18 protein-coding genes are annotated in these 18,122 nt (G+C 34.8%); 11 read left to right on the plus strand and 7 right to left on the minus strand.

What is annotated here, in order from left to right; all coding sequences use genetic code 11:
- Window positions 1-53 precede the first annotated feature (53 nt).
- The 8 genes from trmB to ACFQ1Q_RS06820 all read left to right on the plus strand — a co-directional run bounded on the left by trmB (window position 54) and on the right by ACFQ1Q_RS06820 (window position 5,260).
- Complete coding sequence (trmB, locus tag ACFQ1Q_RS06785; protein WP_386129263.1) at window positions 54-728, plus strand: tRNA (guanosine(46)-N7)-methyltransferase TrmB; 675 nt, start codon at window positions 54-56, stop codon at window positions 726-728.
- A 3-nt stretch (window positions 729-731) separates the two neighbouring features.
- Entirely contained in the window at window positions 732-1,364 is a 633-nt protein-coding gene (locus ACFQ1Q_RS06790; RefSeq protein ID WP_386129265.1) for a LysE family transporter, read from the plus strand.
- A gap of 1 nt (window position 1,365) precedes the next feature.
- Window positions 1,366-1,698, plus strand: coding sequence for an MGMT family protein (locus ACFQ1Q_RS06795; protein WP_386129267.1), 333 nt, complete (start codon window positions 1,366-1,368; stop codon window positions 1,696-1,698).
- Between the two features lie 162 nt (window positions 1,699-1,860).
- Complete coding sequence (locus tag ACFQ1Q_RS06800; RefSeq protein ID WP_386129269.1) at window positions 1,861-3,003, plus strand: Mrp/NBP35 family ATP-binding protein; 1,143 nt, start codon at window positions 1,861-1,863, stop codon at window positions 3,001-3,003.
- Between the two features lie 20 nt (window positions 3,004-3,023).
- Complete coding sequence (locus ACFQ1Q_RS06805; protein WP_386130195.1) at window positions 3,024-3,263, plus strand: NifU family protein; 240 nt, start codon at window positions 3,024-3,026, stop codon at window positions 3,261-3,263.
- A gap of 172 nt (window positions 3,264-3,435) precedes the next feature.
- Entirely contained in the window at window positions 3,436-4,497 is a 1,062-nt protein-coding gene (locus tag ACFQ1Q_RS06810) for an NAD(P)/FAD-dependent oxidoreductase (protein ID WP_386129270.1), read from the plus strand.
- 27 nt (window positions 4,498-4,524) lie between these two features.
- Window positions 4,525-4,860: a ferredoxin gene (locus ACFQ1Q_RS06815; protein ID WP_386129272.1), complete on the plus strand. Its 336-nt coding sequence runs from the start codon at window positions 4,525-4,527 to the stop codon at window positions 4,858-4,860.
- 61 nt (window positions 4,861-4,921) lie between these two features.
- The gene (locus tag ACFQ1Q_RS06820) at window positions 4,922-5,260 is read left to right on the plus strand and encodes a hypothetical protein (RefSeq protein ID WP_386129273.1); all 339 of its coding nucleotides are present in this window, start codon (window positions 4,922-4,924) and stop codon (window positions 5,258-5,260) included.
- On the opposite strand, the gene ACFQ1Q_RS06825 is transcribed toward ACFQ1Q_RS06820, so the two are convergent.
- The 7 genes from ACFQ1Q_RS06825 to ACFQ1Q_RS06855 form a co-directional block, all read right to left on the minus strand.
- Window positions 5,257-6,156, minus strand: a complete 900-nt coding sequence (locus ACFQ1Q_RS06825; protein ID WP_386129275.1) for a metallophosphoesterase — start codon at window positions 6,154-6,156, stop codon at window positions 5,257-5,259. The two genes, ACFQ1Q_RS06820 and ACFQ1Q_RS06825, sit on opposite strands and share 4 nt — an antisense overlap.
- A gap of 26 nt (window positions 6,157-6,182) precedes the next feature.
- On the minus strand, window positions 6,183-6,986 hold the full coding sequence (locus ACFQ1Q_RS06830; RefSeq protein ID WP_386129277.1) for a DUF3050 domain-containing protein: 804 nt from the start codon (window positions 6,984-6,986) through the stop codon (window positions 6,183-6,185).
- Window positions 6,987-7,054: 68 nt separating this feature from the next.
- Entirely contained in the window at window positions 7,055-8,233 is a 1,179-nt protein-coding gene (locus ACFQ1Q_RS06835) for an acyl-CoA dehydrogenase family protein (RefSeq protein WP_386129279.1), read from the minus strand.
- Window positions 8,234-8,330: 97 nt separating this feature from the next.
- Complete coding sequence (locus ACFQ1Q_RS06840; protein ID WP_386129281.1) at window positions 8,331-9,362, minus strand: AI-2E family transporter; 1,032 nt, start codon at window positions 9,360-9,362, stop codon at window positions 8,331-8,333.
- A gap of 72 nt (window positions 9,363-9,434) precedes the next feature.
- The gene (locus tag ACFQ1Q_RS06845; RefSeq protein WP_386129283.1) at window positions 9,435-10,094 is read right to left on the minus strand and encodes a tRNA1(Val) (adenine(37)-N6)-methyltransferase; all 660 of its coding nucleotides are present in this window, start codon (window positions 10,092-10,094) and stop codon (window positions 9,435-9,437) included.
- 56 nt (window positions 10,095-10,150) lie between these two features.
- The gene (rimM, locus tag ACFQ1Q_RS06850; RefSeq protein WP_386129285.1) at window positions 10,151-10,681 is read right to left on the minus strand and encodes a ribosome maturation factor RimM; all 531 of its coding nucleotides are present in this window, start codon (window positions 10,679-10,681) and stop codon (window positions 10,151-10,153) included.
- 153 nt (window positions 10,682-10,834) lie between these two features.
- Complete coding sequence (locus tag ACFQ1Q_RS06855; RefSeq protein ID WP_386129287.1) at window positions 10,835-11,365, minus strand: 30S ribosomal protein S16; 531 nt, start codon at window positions 11,363-11,365, stop codon at window positions 10,835-10,837.
- A 169-nt stretch (window positions 11,366-11,534) separates the two neighbouring features.
- On the opposite strand from ACFQ1Q_RS06855, the gene ACFQ1Q_RS06860 reads away from it, so the two are divergent.
- The 3 genes from ACFQ1Q_RS06860 (at window position 11,535) to dnaE (ending at window position 17,833) form a co-directional block, all read left to right on the plus strand.
- Window positions 11,535-12,602 (plus strand): DUF6252 family protein, encoded by a 1,068-nt coding sequence (locus ACFQ1Q_RS06860; RefSeq protein WP_386129289.1) that lies wholly within the window; start codon window positions 11,535-11,537, stop codon window positions 12,600-12,602.
- A 201-nt stretch (window positions 12,603-12,803) separates the two neighbouring features.
- Complete coding sequence (locus ACFQ1Q_RS06865; RefSeq protein WP_386129291.1) at window positions 12,804-13,253, plus strand: ferritin-like domain-containing protein; 450 nt, start codon at window positions 12,804-12,806, stop codon at window positions 13,251-13,253.
- A 194-nt stretch (window positions 13,254-13,447) separates the two neighbouring features.
- Window positions 13,448-17,833 (plus strand): DNA polymerase III subunit alpha, encoded by a 4,386-nt coding sequence (gene dnaE, locus ACFQ1Q_RS06870; RefSeq protein ID WP_386129293.1) that lies wholly within the window; start codon window positions 13,448-13,450, stop codon window positions 17,831-17,833.
- Window positions 17,834-18,122 lie beyond the last annotated feature (289 nt).

The raw sequence follows: 18,122 nt of genomic DNA on the forward strand, positions 1-18,122 counted from the left end.
ACCAAAGATAAACCTAAAATGTTTGCTTAATTTTGCCGAAATATTAAATCATCGTGGGAAGTAAAAATAAATTAAAACGGTTTCAAGAAAATGAAACCTTCGAAAATGTCTTTCAGCCAAAACGGGAAGAGCTTGTTGAAGGAAATTTTAAACCAAAGGGCAATTGGAGTTCAGAAATTTTTAAAAACGATAACCCTATTGTTTTAGAGTTGGGTTGTGGTAAAGGCGAATATACCGTTGGCTTGGCACAGCGTTATCCAAACAAAAATTTTATTGGTATCGATATTAAAGGAGCACGTTTTTGGCGTGGAGCAAAAACTGCTTTAGAAGAAGGTATTACAAACGCAAAATTTATTAGAACTCAAATAGAATTAATTGAATACGCTTTTGCGGAAAATGAAGTTGATGAAATTTGGATTACGTTTCCAGACCCACAAATAAAATACAAGCGTACCAAGCACAGAATGACTAATCTTCAATTTTTGGAACGTTACAAAAAAGTGCTTAAACCAGATGGTTTGATGCACCTTAAAACTGATAGTGAGTTTATGCACGGATACACCTTAGGTTTGCTTCATGGCGCAGGTTATGAGGTGATTTATGCAAATCATAATGTCTATAAACAAGAAGGAAGTCCTGAAGAAGTAACACAAATACAAACCTTTTACGAAAATCAATACTTAGAGAAAGACAAGGCAATTACGTATATTAGATTTAAAATCAACTAAATCTTGAGTATAACTATTATCTTTTTTCTCGGGCTTTTTGTGGCCTTAATTGGTGTTGTTCCTCCAGGATTGCTAAATATGACTGCCGCTAAAATTAGCCTTAAAGAAGGTGCAGGTCGAGGTGTTATGTTTTCTACTGGTGTGTGTTTGGTGGTTTTTATTCAGACGTATATTGCTGCCATTTTTTCAAGATATTTAAGTAATAGGCCAGATATCGTAGAGATTTTACAACGTGTGGCATTCGTGATTTTTGTGCTTATAACTATTTATTTTTTGGTTCTAGCTTCTAAGCAAGAAAAAAAGCAAGAAGCCGAAGTTGAGGTAAAAAGTAAAAAAGGCCGTTTTTTTTATGGTATGTTACTGTCTTCATTAAATGTATTTCCTATTCCGTATCAAGCCTATATGACTATAACATTAGCATCTTTTGGAGTTATGGATTTTGAACGTATAAGCATAATAACTTATGTTACAGGAGCAGCTATGGGTACATTTGTAATGCTATATGTCTATATTTTTTTCTTTGATAGAATAAAAGATAAAGCCTTTACTTCACAAAAAAATATGAATTATATTATAGGTAGCGTAACAGGTTTAGTCGCTTTAATTACATTTATAAATATTCTTAGAGAAATTTAAGATGAAACCAGAGACTGAATCCTTTTTTGAACGTGTGTACGACGTGGTAAGACAAATACCTTATGGTAGAGTAACCAGTTATGGAGCTATTGCTAATTTTTTGGGTGCATTAAAAAGTGCACGCATAGTCGGTTATGCCATGAACAATTCCCATGATAAGGATGTTCCTGCTCATCGCGTTGTTAATAGAAAAGGTTTACTCACAGGTAAACATCATTTTAAAGGTGTTAATCTCATGCAACAGCTTTTAGAAAATGAAGGTGTAGTTGTTAAAGACAATCAAATTCAAAATTTAGAATCTATTTTTTGGAATCCTTCAGAAGAGCTAAAATAGTTGCTATTTAAGACCTAAATCTTACCATTTTACTTTTCAATATTCTTAACGAAAATTCCCATTTTTTCATAGTATCTTTGCATTTAGAATTAATCTTAATAAAGATATGTCAAGTCTAATGCCTATGAAATAGCGCAAAAATCTTTTGACAAATTTTAAAATATGAAACTTAACAAACAAGACATACTTAACGCACTTAAAACCATAACTGTACCTGGCGAAGGTCAAAATATGGTAGATAGTGGTGCGGTAACAAACGTCGTTACTTTTGCTGACGAGGTTATTGTAGACATTACTATTAAAAATCCGAGCCTACAAGCACGTAAAAAAACGGAGGTCGAAATTTTACAAACCATTCACCGCGAAGTCTACGAAAAGGCAAAAATAAAAGTCAACATCAAGGTTGAAGCTCCAGCAGCGCCAAAACAAACAAACGAAATTAAAGGTAAACCAATTCCTGGTATATCAAATATTGTGGCTGTAGCATCGGGTAAAGGTGGCGTTGGTAAATCTACTGTAACAGCAAATTTGGCTGTAACATTATCTAAAATGGGCTTTAAAGTTGGTGTTTTAGACGCAGATATTTACGGACCATCAATCCCAATAATGTTTGATGTCGCAAGCGAAAGACCACTTTCTGTAAATGTAGACGGTAAATCAAAAATGAAACCTGTAGAAAATTACGGCGTTAAAGTCTTATCTATTGGTTTTTTTACAAAACCAGACCAAGCCGTTATTTGGCGTGGACCAATGGCAAGCAAAGCTTTAAATCAAATGATTTTTGATGCCGCTTGGGGCGAGCTCGATTTTCTTCTTTTAGATTTACCACCAGGAACAGGTGATATTCATCTAAGCATTATGCAAGCCTTACCTATAACAGGTGCTGTTGTAGTAAGTACACCACAAAATGTAGCTTTAGCAGATGCTAAAAAAGGAGTGGCGATGTTTCAACAAGAAAGTATTAACGTTCCTGTTCTAGGTATCATAGAAAACATGGCTTATTTTACACCAGATGAGTTGCCAGAAAATAAATATTACATATTTGGTAAGGAAGGCGCAAAACACTTGGCCGAAGATTTAGAAGTACCATTTTTGGGTGAAGTACCAATTGTTCAAAGTATTCGCGAAGCTGGCGATGTCGGTCGTCCTGCTGCTTTACAAACAGCAACACCAACAGAAAATGCTTTTCAAGACATAACAAAAAGTGTCGTAGAGCAAGTTGTTTTTCGTAACAAAAACTTACCTGAAACCGAGGCTATAAAAATTACAACAATGGCAGGATGTTCTGCCGTAAAAAAGAAATAAAATTCGTGTAGAAAGAAATGATGACAAGCGAAGAAATAAGACAAAACGTAGAAAAAGCACTAGACGAAATTCGTCCCTTTCTCCAAAGCGATGGCGGCGATATAGCACTTTTATCTATTGAGGATGACAAGCTCGTAAAAGTACAGTTGCAAGGTGCATGTATCTCGTGCAGTGTCAATCAAATGACTCTAAAATCGGGTGTAGAGATGACTATAAAAAAATACGCACCACAAATAGAACAAGTGGTTAATGTAGAATAGTTTTTTCGGGCGCGACCACAAGGGTCAGGCTTTCGGCAGTCGCTATCAAAGATGAGCTCCAACAATGCCTCAATCCTTAGCGCAAGTAAGCCAAATAATGTCATAAAAAATCTAACGAATTTATATTCATCAAGATTTCAAAAAAAAGATACCCACATTTTTGGGAATTAGTATGATTACAACAGATATAATAATAATAGGTGCTGGTCCAACAGGCCTTTTCGCAGTTTTCGAAGCAGGATTATTAAAATTAAAATGTCATCTCATTGATGCATTGCCACAACCAGGAGGTCAATGTTCTGAAATTTATCCCAAAAAACCCATTTACGATATTCCTGCTTATCCAGAAATTCTTGCTGGAGATTTAACGGATAAACTCTTGGAACAATGTAAACAATTTGAGCCAGGCTTTACACTAGGAGAGCGTGCAGAAACTATAGATAAACAAGAAGATGGTTCGTTTATTGTAACTACAAATAAGGGTACAAAACATAAAGCGCCTGTTGTAGCAATTGCAAGTGGACTAGGAAGTTTTGAGCCTCGTAAACCACTTATTCATAATATTGCAGATTTCGAAGATAAAGGCGTTGCTTACATAATTAAAGACCCAGAAGTTTACAGAGATAAACGTGTGGTTATTGCTGGTGGTGGAGATTCAGCATTAGATTGGAGTATATTTTTAGCCGACGTTGCCAAGGAAGTTACCTTAATTCACAGACGAAACGAATTCCGTGGTCATTTAGATTCTGTAGACAAAGTTCAAGAATTGAAAAACGCAGGAAAAATTAATCTTGTAACTCCTGCAGAAGTTATTGGACTTTTAGGTGATGACCATTTAAAAGCAGTAGTTGTAAAACAAGCTGAGCATATCGAAAAAGAATACGAAATTGAGTGCGATAATTTTATACCGTTGTTTGGACTTTCTCCAAAATTAGGTCCAATTGCCAATTGGGGATTAGAGATTGAAAAAAATGCTGTTAAAGTCAACAACGCTCTAGATTATCAGACTAATATTCCTGGTATTTTTGCCATTGGAGATGGTAACATATATCCAGGAAAATTAAAGCTCATTCTTTGTGGTTTTCATGAGGCAACTTTAATGTGTCAAGCTGCATATAAAATTATAAATCCAGGTAAACGTTATGTGCTTAAGTACACAACGGTTGCTGGTGTCGATGGGTTTGATGGTACGAGAAAAGAAGCGCCAAAAGCTGTTGTAAAAAAGATTGATTAATTTTACTTTTTTATTAGTTTTTCTAGTATGGATAGTCAGGACATAAACATTACAATCATTGACCGCGATGGTGTAACACACAATATTGAAGCGCCTACCGATATGGCAATGAATCTTATGGAGGTCATCCGTTCCTATGAGTTAGCACCAGAAGGTACAATTGGTGTTTGTGGTGGTATGGCAATGTGTGCGTCTTGTCAATGTTACATTAAGTCTAATCATAATTTACCCGAAATGCAAGATGACGAGGAAGCTATGCTTTCAGAAGCATTTTATGTAGAAGATAATAGTCGTTTAGGCTGTCAAATACACATCACAACTGAGCTTGATGGTTTAGAGGTTGAGTTGGCACCAGAATCTTAAATTTCCCTAAAAGGCAAACCTACATTTTGTTTTTTTCGTAAATATTGTAAAAGCAATATTTATGGTCAATTTTACAGTTTTTGAAAGCAAAGGAAAAGAGTGTAGAATACTTATAAAGTCTAATGATACGATTGAATTTGTAAGTCGTTACTGTACTTGCCGTTCAGAAGCTGTTTCATTAATTATGAAAATTAGAAAAAATGCACAACAATACGATGCCTATAAAATCAAAAAATTAGAGTGTGGCAGTTGGCGATTTGAGCTTATTGATATGGCAAAAAACGAAATTTTGGGACAAAGTGCAACAGAAATAAGTCTTGAAAATTTAAACCGAAAAATCAATGAAATGCGTGTAATTGTACCTTCTGCAAAAGTTCAAAGCGAAACAGTTAACTATTAGTCCGTCTTATAGCTTTTTAAATCTGTTGGACCTTCCAATAAAAACCTATCTATTTTAAGCGTACCATCTTCTGTGGTTACAATTTGCCATTTTACTAATGATATGGCGCCATTTTCAATTTCTAAACCTGTTATACTTCTCGGGTGGACACAACTTCCGTCATTAAAATAGGCAATATCGCCAGGTTCAGGAAAACGTGGTCTATGTGTATGGCCAGTAATAGTAATAAGATTATTATTTTCAATAATCCAGCGTTTAGTTCGTCGTTCTACTTTTATGAGTTCTTTGTAATTTTTTGCTGGGCTTGTTGGATCGGCAATTCCCATTACATTTAATGGTTTCCATAAAATTCGCACCATAAAACGGCTAACTTTCCAAAACAAATAATTCCACCAATCGGCTTGATGACCGTGACATAAAAACAATTCTTGCTTAGTTTTAATATGTTTTAAAACAATTCCTTCATGATATTTTATATCACATAATAAGTCTTCGTCCTTTCCAGTTTTTGGGTCAAAATAAGTGTTGAGATGCTCTTTTAAGTAAGATTCTTTACGATATACCATATCATGGTTTCCCCAAATCATATGCAATCTATCCTCATCATGAAATTTTTTTAAAAGCATGTATACATTCTTGTGTGCATATAGTAACGAGCTAAATGAAAGATTTTCCCAAAGTTCGTCACCATCGCCTAATTCTGTATAATTAAAACCTTCGTTGTAATAATGCTTTAGGGCATGAAAATAGATATTTCTGTTGTTGGCAAAATCGTCAGCAAAACTATTGTCTCCACGATGACAATCGCTAAACAAGACAAATTTTGAATCATCATTAAACCAAATGCATTTGGCATTTTTGTAAGCGTTGTCTAATCGTTTTTTTGCTGAAAACATGTAGTAAAAATACAGAAATCATTTTATTAAATATTTCCATATTCTTTTATTACGCTTTGTTTGTTTTTTAAAATCTCTTGCTCTATGCAATCCCAAAGTTGGATGCGTTTTTCTAAGGCAGTAATAGAAGTCAACTCTACATCCTGCCATTTTTTTGAGTCATTTTTACATAAATCAGTAATCATGGCCATTGCCATTGGTCCATGCTCATCTGCATCAAGTTCTATATGTCTTTCAAAATAATAAACCAACTTTTTGAGGTCTTTCTCAGGAAAATTGACCTGAAATTCTTTTAAGATTTCAGTAAACATATTCGGGATTAAATCTTCTCTTCCAAAAGTGAAAGCTGCTGCAATCTCGTGAGGTTCTCCTTTAACAGCTATTGTGAATGTATGTTTTAAAAAGTCTTTAATTTCAGTTGGTAATTTAGCATTTGAGATAACTGAAAACAAGTCTTTACCTTCATTAACGTTTTTAATAATATCTAAAATAAAATATGTATTTGCCTTTAAATCTTCCATGGCTTCCAAATACATTTCAAAATGACTTTGTCTTTGGCCATCTATATTTATATCAGTTTCTTCGGCTAATACAATTTCATTTATCAAGTATCTTGTTGATGGCAAACCAACAGGAATCCAAGGCAAAGTTGTACCCGTTAACTTATTTTGAAGTGCTTTTAAAAGCGACATAAAATCCCAAACCGCAAACACGTGATATTGTAGAAAAATATTTAAATCTTCTACTGTTTTAATGTTTTTATATAATGAATGTTGAAGTAATTCCTGTTTTAAACCTTCAATTTTGGAGTTGATATGATTTGGTGTCATATTAGTTTTTAAATTAAAAAAAGTGCATTCTTAAAAAAAAGAATACACTTAGAAAAATTATAATTTTTTTATTTAAAAGCATTTAGACCAGTTATATCTAGTCCTGTAATTAACAAATGAATATCATGTGTACCTTCATAAGTTACAACACTTTCGAGATTCATCATATGTCGCATAATGCTATAATCGCCACTAATTCCCATGCCGCCAAGCATTTGTCTGGCATCGCGAGCAATGGTTAGTGCCATATCTACATTGTTTCTTTTTGCCATTGAAATTTGAGCAGAAGTAGCTTTATTTTCATTTTTAAGTTGTCCGAGACGCAATGCTAATAATTGTGCTTTTGTAATTTCGGTAATCATTTCGGCTAGCTTCTTCTGTTGCAATTGAAATTGTCCTATTGGTTTTCCAAACTGAATACGTTCTTTACTGTAACGCAACGCAGTGTCATAACAGTCCATTGCTGCACCGATTGCGCCCCAAGCAATACCATAGCGAGCAGAGTCTAAACAGCCTAATGGTGCGCCAAGACCAGATTTATTTGGTAATAAATTTTCTTTTGGTACTTTAACGTTATCAAAAATAAGTTCACCAGTTGCAGATGCTCTTAGAGACCATTTGTTATGTGTCTCTGGTGTTGAAAAACCTTCCATGCCACGCTCAACAATTAAACCGTGAATACGGCCTTCTTCATTTTTTGCCCAAACTACGGCAACATTACAAAATGGCGAATTAGATATCCACATTTTGGCGCCATTTAATAGATAATGGTCACCCATGTCTTTAAAGTTTGTAGTCATTCCGCCAGGATTACTTCCATGGTCTGGTTCAGTTAATCCAAAACTTCCCATCCATTCACCACTAGCTAATTTAGGCAGGTATTTTTGACGTTGTTCTTCGTTTCCATATTTCCAAATAGGATACATAACTAAAGAACTTTGAACAGATGCGGTACTTCTTACACCAGAGTCTCCGCGTTCTATTTCTTGCATAATTAATCCGTATGAAATTTGGTCCAAACCTGCACCACCATATTCTTCTGGAATATACGGGCCAAAAGCACCAATTTCAGCTAAACCACCAATAATAGATTTTGGGAATTCTGCTTTTTGCGCAGCTTCTTCAATAATTGGAGATACATCGCGCTTTACCCAGTCGCGGGCGGCATCGCGAACTAATTTATGTTCTTCGGAAAGTAAATCGTCAATGTTATAATAATCTGGAGCTTCAAATAAATCTGGTTTCATGTGCTAAAATTTATGAAAACAAAGGTAACGAAAACGTTTTCAGCTAACAATTTAAATTCAATTTTTCCAATCGTCAATTGTACTTAATTAAAAAAATCTAATCTTCTTTTTTCAACATATAAGCATAAGCTTCCATGCCCTTAGTATAGTCAAAAATTACTTTTAAAATTCCTATCAAAGGAAGCGCAATTATTGCACCGACAACACCCCAAAGTGCAGAAAATAAGATAATGGCAAATATGGTTACAAAAGGATTTAAGTTAATATTGTCACCAATAATCCATGGCGTTAAAACATAACTTTCTAATAATTGGGTTGCACTAATAACGCCAATAACAATTAATGCCGGTGTTGAGCCAGCATAGAGGTAAGACAAAACTATAGCCACGCCACCTCCAATGATATTACCAACGTAGGGAATTATTGAAAATGTTGCAGCAAATAAAGCTAAGAATAGTGCATATGGTACTGAACCTAGAGTAAATCCTATATAGTAAATAATAAAGAGGAAAAGCATAATTTTTCCTTTACCAATAAAATAGCTTTTTGTAATCTTTGCTACATCGTTTAAAAGTAATGTAACGGTTTGCTCGTTTGAAAATAATTTTTTGGAAAATGTTACAAATTGTTGTTTTTGTACAAGAAAGAGAATGATGTATATAAAAATAATAAGCGATTGAGATAATAAGCTCATAATTGAAGATAAGAATGAGCTTATAAAACTTTCAGCATTTTGAACCAATTTTTTATTAGATTCTATATAATCTTTATAATCCCAGTGGAGTGATTGGTTAGCCCATTCAGAAAAAATATTTAGTTTTTCTGTGGCTTTTTCCTTAATTGTTGGCCAATCCTCAGACATATAATTAATCTGCGAACCTACGAGCCAAATTATTAGGCAAAAAAGAACAACCATTAGTAAAATTGATAGTGTAATAGCAAACCAATTTGGCATTCCCCATTTCTTCATTATTTTAACAGGTATGTCTAAGAGAATTGCTAAAATTGCGCTAAGAAATAATGGCATTATGATGCTTTTGCCTATGTAAAATAGAGTAAGAATACCACCAATTAAAAATAGTGATTTAATAAGGCTTTGTGCGGAAATCTTTATTTTAGGTGTACTCAAAGTTTATGGAGTATTAGATATACTTGTCTTAATACTCAAAGTTAAACAAAAAGTTTTCAAACCAGTAGCTGGTTACATATTTAGATAGAAGTCTTTAACAATATTTATATAATCTTCTGTGTAGTTGTGTCTGCCGTTTTCTATAATTAATTCTGAAGTTTTAAGCGCTGTTTTAGTAAATGAAAATTCTATCAAGCTTCTTTTAATATCAGCATCTTTATGACCTCTAACGTGAAGTTTCCGAACAGCAAACAATCCTACTTTAGCTGCAAGCTCTTCAAAATATATTTCTTCTTTAAAAGGAATAACTACTGAAAAAACTCCATCCTTTGAAAGAAATTTTTTAGCGGCAAAAACCAAATGCTCAAAGGGCATTGCGTCTTGAAACCTTGCTAAATCTCGCGAAGTGTTTTCGGTTTTATAATCTTCAGAGTAAAAAGGCGGATTGCAAATGATGCTATCGTATTGATCATCAACTTCATTTGCAAATTCTAAAAGTGATGCATGATAACAAAATAAGCGGTCGCTCCAAGGTGAGTTTTCAAAATTATTAGCACATTGTTCGTAGGCGTTGTCATCTATTTCAATAGCTTCAATGACTTCTGCATCTGTGCGCTGTGCCATTATTAAAGATAAAATACCAGTACCAGCGCCAATATCTAAAATTGCAAAAGGATTGTGTTTTATGCTTGTCCAAGCGCCTAGGAGAACACCATCAGTTCCAATTTTCATGGCGCAGCGGTCTTGTTCTACTGTGAATTGTTTAAATTTAAAAGAGGAAGAGCTCATTATTCTGAAAGATACAAATCTATTAAACCTTCAGGAGTTTTTACAATTACCGTTTCGTTTTCTCTATCGATTTTTACAATAAACTCATCATTCATTGGAATTAAAATTTCTGTACCTTCTCTATCTATTTCAAATAGCGCTTGTGCAGTACTGTCATTTATACCAACGATTTTTCCAACTATTCCAAAATTATTGTCTGTTATCGTAAATCCAATGACTTCATGAAAGTAAAACTTGTTGCCTTCTAGTTTTGGAAGTAATTCTAGAGGTAAATATAAGTCAGATTTTATAAGCGCGTCAGCATCGGCTTCGGTATCTACATCTTCAAATTTTAATCGTAATAAATCGGATTTATGAAGCTGCGATTTTTCAATTAAAAAGGGCACGAGATTACCTCTTAAATCTATAAAAATAGCGTCTAAATTATCATACAAATCTGGTTCGTCTGTATCAAGTTTTGCTAAAAGTTCGCCCTTAAAACTATACTTTTTTACGATTTTACCAAGGTAAAAGCAATCGTCTTTTTTCATGACAAATTCTTATGTGTCAACCCAGATTAATTTCAGGGTTATTTAAATTTTAGTTAAGACTTGCTGAAATTCATTCAGCATTTTAAAAAATGTTTTTGCATAAAAAACCCAGACGCATAATGGTCTGGGTTTAAAAGTATAAAAATAAATTTTTTATTCTTCTTCTTTTGTTTCAATTGCTTCAACTTCGTCAGAAGCATCAACATTTTCTGGAGTTTCAGGAACTTCTTCAACTTCAGGTTGTGCAGCAGCTACACGTGCATCGTTAACAGCTTTTTCAGCTTTTAATGCTTCTGCCTTTGCATTTGCTTCTGCTTTAGATAATCCATCAGCTTTAGCTTGTACTTTGGCTTCTTTTTCTTCTAACCAAGCGTTAAATTTCTCTTCTGCTTGCTCTTCAGTTAAAGCGCCTTTAGCAACACCGCCTTTTAAATGCTTTTTTAACATAGCACCTTTGTAAGATAAAATAGCTCTCGCTGTATCTGTAGGCTGTGCACCATTGTTTAACCACTGTACTGCACCATCAACGTCTAATTCAATTTGTGCTGGGTTAACGTTTGGATTGTAAATTCCTAATTTTTCTAGGTATTTACCATCTCTTTTTGCGCGCGAATCTGCGGCAACAATCCAGTAAAAAGGTTTTCCTTTTTTACCGTGTCTTTGTAATCTAATTTTTACAGGCATAATAATTAATTAGTTGAGGTTCTCGACCTCTGTTATTAATGAGGGCGCAAAGATAATATATTTTTTTAATTTTCAAGTGTTTAAATTGCTTTTAGAATTCTCAAAAAAATAATATACTTTTGAAAGCTATTTAAACGTTATAAGACTTGACGTCTCAAATTTAAAAGAAATGTATAAAAACTTACTTTATTTATTATTAGTAGCATTATTCTTCGGATGTGCAGATACTGTAGAATTTAATAATCCTGCCGTACAAGGAAATTTTGAAGGGCAAGCCTGGAGAGCTACAGTGCATACTGCTGCTACAAAAGATGGCGGTTTAATTGTTAGAGCACAGCGCGGTACAGAAGTACTTTTGTTATTTACTACAAGAACAGATGTTGCACAATATCCATTAGGAGACAATAATACAAGTGAAGCTAGATTTAGAGGTGTTGATGGCACTGTGTATTCAACATTAAATGCACCAGATGCATCAATTCAGGTATTTCCTTCGGATGGACTTATAGAAATAACAGAATTTAATACCGTTGCTAATACGGTAACAGGTTCTTTTAGGTTTAATGCATTCTCTGCTGACGGCTTAAATTCAGTAAATTTTATCGATGGTGTATTCTTTCAAGTACCAATACGTCAAAATATTGTAGAAGAAACTGGCGGTACAACATGTGAAATTGCAACTAACGCGGCTATGATGCTTGCTGCACAATTTGGCTCTGGAAACCCAAGTCCAACATTATGCGAAGATTACCAAGCTGCCCTAGAAATTCAACTACTGTCTTGTGATGATACGGATGGTTCGTTGCAAATGGCTTTCGACAATTTAGATTGTGATGATGATGATATGGATGGTATCCCAAATTCATTTGAAGATATTAATGGTGATGGAAATTTAAATAACGATGATACAGATATGGACGGAACTCCAGATTTTTTAGATGCAGATGACGATGGTGATGGTGTAGATACGTCTGCCGAAACTGGAGATACCGATGGCGATGGTACGCCAAACTACCTTGATAATGATGACGATGGCGATTCTATTTTAAGTAGTTTTGAAAACGCTGCCGCTGGACAAGATACAGATATGGACGGAATTTTAGATTACCTTGATGACGACGATGATAATGATGGTGCATTAACTGTTAACGAAAATCCAGACCCAAATGGCGATGGAAATCCGGATGATGCCCTAGATTCAGACATGAATGGCACTCCAGATTATTTGCAAAATTAGATAGAAATTAAATCAATAAATATTACGCCGTTACTCATGTAGCGGCGTTTTTTTGTTAAACAGCGTTAAAAGAAGGAAAATACTTAAAAATACCGTTAAAACCCTTGTTTGTTAGCTCATTATCTGTTATAATAAGAATGGATGTAAAACAATATGCATCTTTAAAAAATTTATTGAAATATTAAAATGATAAAAGATATTATGAAGTACGAAAAAATTATTTCTGACAAATTAAACGAATTATTAATCAAGAATTATGATGCTGAAAGCGGATACATAAAAGCAATGAAAGAGGTAGATAATACCAACTTAAAAGAGTTTTTTGGTAAACAAGCTGAACAGAGAAGCATTTTTGCAAGACAATTAAGAACTGAAATTTTAACTTATGGAGAAATGCCAGAGGATTCAGGAAGTTTAAAAGGGACAATGCATCGTAATTGGATGACTTTAAAAAATACGTTTTCATCAAACAGTGAAGAGGTTATTTTAGAAGAAGCTTTAAGAGGAGAGAAGGCAAGTTTAGAAGAATACAACAATTTGCTATCTAATAATAATTTCCCTTCAAGATTAATTGAATTGTTGAGAGAACAAAGAAACGTAATCGAAAATTCGATTAATAAAGTAAAAATTTACGAAGAATCATTGGCGTAATCGTCAATCTCAAATAAATTTAAAACCACGCAAATTGCGTGGTTTTTTTATGTTTAAAACTCTTAACAACTTAGGTTTAAAAAAGTACAAATTCTTCGTAAGTTTATCTGCTAACTTTTTACGTTAGGATTATAATTTTTTTCTTGCTCTTGCTGAGCGCACTCTAAGTATAGAAAAAATTAAAAGGGCTATTTATGTACTTAATATTTGATACCGAAACCACAGGTTTACCTAAAAATTGGAATGCACCAATTACTGATACAGACAACTGGCCACGAGCTATACAAATTGCTTGGCAGTTGCATGATGCTATGGGTAATTGCATTGAGCATCAAGATTATTTGATAAAGCCCGATGGTTTTAATATTCCTTATGATGCGGAAAAAATTCATGGTATTTCTACTGAGCTTGCCGACGAGCAAGGTGTCGCGCTTTCTGAAGTATTAGAAAAATTTAACATCGCCATGTCCAAAACAAAATTTATTGTAGGACAAAATGTTGGCTTCGATGTTAATATTATGGGCGCAGAATTTGTCCGTGAAAATGTAGAAAATATATTACAAGACTTGCCGGTCCTAGACACTTGTACAGAGCATACCGCAGCGTTGTGTCAAATTCCTGGTGGTCGAGGCGGAAAATATAAACTTCCCACACTTACCGAGCTTCACGAGTTTTTATTCAATACCCCTTTTGGCGAAGCACATAATGCAACTGCCGATGTTGAGGCAACTACACGTTGTTTTTTAGAATTAATAAGACGAAGAGAGTACACTAAAGAGCAACTCGATGTTCAGCCAGATTATTTTGAAGAATTTTCTCAACAAAATCCTTCAAAAATTGAGGGAATTGGCCTTAAACACGTTAATTTAAAGCGCGAAAGTGCCAAAATAAATGAACGTCTTCAAAAGGAACAAACGGATGCTGTAATAAGTGGTACCAATAAAGAGGCAGCTTCAAAACTTGCTGATGCCGATTTTGCGCATTTGCACAACCACTCTCAGTTTTCCATATTACAATCAACTATCAGTGTTAAAGATTTAGTTGAAGCTGCAGCTAAAGAAAACATGCCTGCCGTTGCTATGACCGACCATGGCAATATGATGGGTGCGTTTCATTTTGTTAGTGCAGTTTCTGCCCATAACAAATCCGTAAAAGAGCAGCATGCTTTAGCCGAAGAAAATGGAGAAGAAAAGCAAGGTAGAATCATAAAACCAATTATTGGTTGCGAGTTTTTTGTTTGCGAAAATCACGAAGACAAAACCCGAAAAGACAACGGCTACCAAATTGTTTTATTAGCTAAAAACAAAAATGGTTATCACAATTTAGCAAAGCTTTCATCTGCAGCATTTACAAACGGATTTTACTACGTACCAAGAATAGATAAGAAACTTATTGAGCAATACAAAGAAGATTTAATTTGCCTAACAGGAAACCTTTATGGCGAAGTGCCAAGTAAGGTTTTAAATGTCGGTGAAAAACAAGCCGAAGAAGCTTTAATTTGGTGGAAAGAGACTTTTAAAGACGATTTATATATTGAATTAATGCGCCATAATCAAGAAGATGAAAACCGCGTTAATCCAGTTTTAATTCAGTTTGCACAAAAACATAACGTAAAACTTGTTGCTACAAATAATACTTATTATGTAGAACAAGAAAACGCAAATGCACATGATATTCTACTGTGTGTAAAAGATGGCGAAAAACAAGCAACACCAATTGGCCGTGGTCGTGGTTACCGTTACGGTTTGCCAAATCAAGAATATTATTTCAAGTCTTCGGAAGAAATGAAGGCGTTATTCAGAGATATTCCTGAAGCTATTGTAAATATTGAAGAAGTCATCGATAAGGTTGAAGCTTATGAGTTAGCAAGAGATGTTTTGCTTCCTGCTTTTGATATTCCAGACGAATTTAAATTTGAAGAAGACAAATCTGATGGCGGAAAAAGAGGTGAAAATGCTTATTTAAAACACCTTACCTATGAAGGTGCCAAAAAACGTTATGGCGAAATTACAGATGAGATAAAAGAACGTCTTGATTTTGAACTTTCAGTAATTGAAAACACAGGTTATCCAGGGTATTTCTTGATTGTTGAAGATTTTATTCGCGAAGCTCGAAACATGGATGTTTCCGTTGGTCCGGGTCGTGGTTCGGCAGCAGGTTCTGTGGTTGCGTATTGTCTTTGGATTACAAATATAGACCCAATAAAGTACGACTTACTTTTTGAGCGTTTCTTAAATCCAGATCGTGTAAGTATGCCCGACATTGATATCGATTTTGATGACGAAGGTCGTGGTCGAGTCATGCAATACGTCATTGATAAATACGGTGCAAATCAGGTAGCTCAGATTATCACTTATGGGACAATGGCGGCAAAATCATCTATCCGAGATACGGCGCGTGTTCTAGATTTACCGCTTAATGAAGCTGACCATATTGCTAAGCTAATTCCGTTAATGTCCAAACTAGGAAAGATTTTTGGTAAAAGCGAAAAAGAATTAGCAGCAAAATTTAGGGCTGAAGATTTAGAAAAAATTAATGAGCTTTTAAATATTTCTGATGGTGAAGATTTACAAGCAGAAACTGTTAACCAAGCCCGAATTTTAGAAGGTTCAGTAAGAAACACAGGAATCCACGCATGTGGAGTTATTATCACGCCTGGTGATATTACTAACTATGTGCCTGTTGCCGTAGCAAAAGATTCCGATTTGTATGTCACACAATTCGATAACTCCGTAGTTGAAAGTGCTGGGTTATTAAAAATGGATTTCTTGGGGTTAAAAACCTTGACGCTGATTAAAGACACGGTTAAAATTGTAAAAGCCAAGCATGGCATTACGCTTGACCCAGAAAATTTCCCGTTGGATGATGAAGAAACTTATGCACTGTTTCAACGTGGAGAAACAGTTGGGATTTTTCAGTATGAATCTCCTGGAATGCAAAAGCACATGAAGCATTTAAAACCTACGGTTTTTGATGATTTAATTGCCATGAATGCCTTGTATCGTCCTGGCCCGATGGAATATATTCCGAGTTTTATTCGCCGTAAACATGGCGAAGAAGAAATTGTTTACGATTTACCAGAAACCGAAGAATATTTAAAAGAAACTTATGGTATCACGGTTTACCAAGAGCAAGTGATGTTACTTTCTCAAAAACTCGCAGATTTTACAAAAGGTGAAGCCGATGTCTTACGTAAAGCCATGGGTAAAAAGCAGAAAGCGGTTTTGGATAAGATGAAACCAAAATTTATTTCGCAAGCTGCTGCAAAAGGCATGGACGAGAAAAAGCTCGAAAAAATCTGGAAAGATTGGGAAGCTTTTGCAAGTTATGCATTCAACAAATCGCACTCTACGTGTTATGCATGGATTGCTTACCAAACGGCGTATTTAAAAGCACATTACCCTGCAGAATATATGGCAGCGGTTTTGTCTAATAATATGAATGACATAAAGTCCGTCACCTTCTTTATGGAAGAGTGTAAACGTATGCGTTTACCTGTGCTTGGACCAAGTGTTAATGAGAGTTATTACAAATTCTCGGTTAATAAAGATAACGCTGTCCGTTTTGGAATGGGTGCTATAAAAGGTGTTGGTCACGGCGCAGTAAAAACCATTATTGAGAACAGAAAAAAAGACGGAAATTACAAGTCTATTTTTGATTTAGCAAAACGTATAGACCTGCGTGCAGCTAATAAAAAAGCTTTTGAGGGTCTCGCTAATGCTGGTGGTTTTGATTGTTTCGAAGATACACATCGTGCTCAATATTTTGCTCATGATGGTGATGGTATTACATTTTTAGAAAAGGCTGTAAAATATGGCGCTAAACACCAAGAAAATGAAAATTCTGCTCAAGTCAGTCTATTTGGCGAAGCTAGTGGTGTTGAGATTGCCGAACCTCAAGTGCCGCCTTGCGAAGATTGGGGAACAATGGAAAAATTATCTCGCGAAAAAGAAGTCGTAGGGATATACATTTCTGGACATCCTTTAGATGATTTCAAGATTGAAATGAAAAGCTTTTGCAATGGTGTAATTGCAGATTTTAATAATCTGGAAACTATGCTGAATCAGAATATAAAATTTGGTGGCGTTGTTACAGAAGTACAACACCGCATTAGTAAGCAAGGCAAGGGTTGGGCAATGTTTACCATTGAAGATTATACAGATAGTTTTGAGTTCAGAATTTTCGGTGAAGATTACTTAAAGTTTCGTCATTTTTTAGTTCAGAATTCTTTTGTGCATGTGCAAGCTTTTGTAAAAGAAGGTTGGGTGAATAGAGAAACTGGCAAAAAAGGTGAGCCCCGAATACAGTTTAATAATTTTCAATTATTGCACGATGTCATGGATACATATGCGAAAAAGCTGTCTGTACAATTAGATGTTAGAGATTTAAAAGAAGATACGGTTACCAAGCTTGAAAGTCTTTTCAGACTTCATGACGGAAACAACAAATTAAATTTCATAGTGTACGATAGTCAAGAAAAAATAAAACTGAACATGCCAAGCCGAAAGCATAAAGTGAAGATTTCGCAAGACCTTTTGAATAGTTTGTCGGATTATGATATTAAGTATCGATTAAATTGATTTAGAGTCGGAAGTTGGAGGTTCTAAGACGCAATTGAAAGAATTTGGTAAGAATTAAAGAATCTTTGTGATAGCGACGAGAAACCAAATCAGCCAGCGCAAGGGATTGAACGGCATGTTTGAGCTCGCCCAACATTTGTTGGGAAGCGAGTAGTGAAAGCCCGACCGAGACCTTTTTCTGGTCTTGGATGCGCCCAAATAAAATAAATAAAATGCGTCAATATGCGCATAGTCAAATGAAATACTGCCATTGTAAGGTTTGGCAGAATTTTTGACTAATTTTGTATAT

This window comes from Winogradskyella litorisediminis (assembly GCF_042675765.1).
GTDB lineage: Bacteria > Bacteroidota > Bacteroidia > Flavobacteriales > Flavobacteriaceae > Winogradskyella > Winogradskyella litorisediminis.

Bases quoted from the DNA above. Each gene is read 5' to 3' on its own strand.
- ACFQ1Q_RS06795 (WP_386129267.1), top strand. From the start codon at position 1,366: ATGAAACCAGAGACTGAATCCTTTTTTGAACGTGTGTACGACGTGGTA.
- ACFQ1Q_RS06800 (WP_386129269.1), top strand. From the start codon at position 1,861: ATGAAACTTAACAAACAAGACATACTTAACGCACTTAAAACCATAACT.
- ACFQ1Q_RS06805 (WP_386130195.1), top strand. From the start codon at position 3,024: ATGACAAGCGAAGAAATAAGACAAAACGTAGAAAAAGCACTAGACGAA.
- ACFQ1Q_RS06810 (WP_386129270.1), top strand. From the start codon at position 3,436: ATGATTACAACAGATATAATAATAATAGGTGCTGGTCCAACAGGCCTT.
- ACFQ1Q_RS06815 (WP_386129272.1), top strand. From the start codon at position 4,525: ATGGATAGTCAGGACATAAACATTACAATCATTGACCGCGATGGTGTA.
- ACFQ1Q_RS06820 (WP_386129273.1), top strand. From the start codon at position 4,922: ATGGTCAATTTTACAGTTTTTGAAAGCAAAGGAAAAGAGTGTAGAATA.
- ACFQ1Q_RS06825 (WP_386129275.1), bottom strand. From the start codon at position 6,156: ATGTTTTCAGCAAAAAAACGATTAGACAACGCTTACAAAAATGCCAAA.
- ACFQ1Q_RS06830 (WP_386129277.1), bottom strand. From the start codon at position 6,986: ATGACACCAAATCATATCAACTCCAAAATTGAAGGTTTAAAACAGGAA.
- ACFQ1Q_RS06835 (WP_386129279.1), bottom strand. From the start codon at position 8,233: ATGAAACCAGATTTATTTGAAGCTCCAGATTATTATAACATTGACGAT.
- ACFQ1Q_RS06845 (WP_386129283.1), bottom strand. From the start codon at position 10,094: ATGAAAATTGGAACTGATGGTGTTCTCCTAGGCGCTTGGACAAGCATA.
- rimM (WP_386129285.1), bottom strand. From the start codon at position 10,681: ATGAAAAAAGACGATTGCTTTTACCTTGGTAAAATCGTAAAAAAGTAT.
- ACFQ1Q_RS06855 (WP_386129287.1), bottom strand. From the start codon at position 11,365: ATGCCTGTAAAAATTAGATTACAAAGACACGGTAAAAAAGGAAAACCT.
- ACFQ1Q_RS06860 (WP_386129289.1), top strand. From the start codon at position 11,535: ATGTATAAAAACTTACTTTATTTATTATTAGTAGCATTATTCTTCGGA.
- ACFQ1Q_RS06865 (WP_386129291.1), top strand. From the start codon at position 12,804: ATGAAGTACGAAAAAATTATTTCTGACAAATTAAACGAATTATTAATC.
- dnaE (WP_386129293.1), top strand. From the start codon at position 13,448: ATGTACTTAATATTTGATACCGAAACCACAGGTTTACCTAAAAATTGG.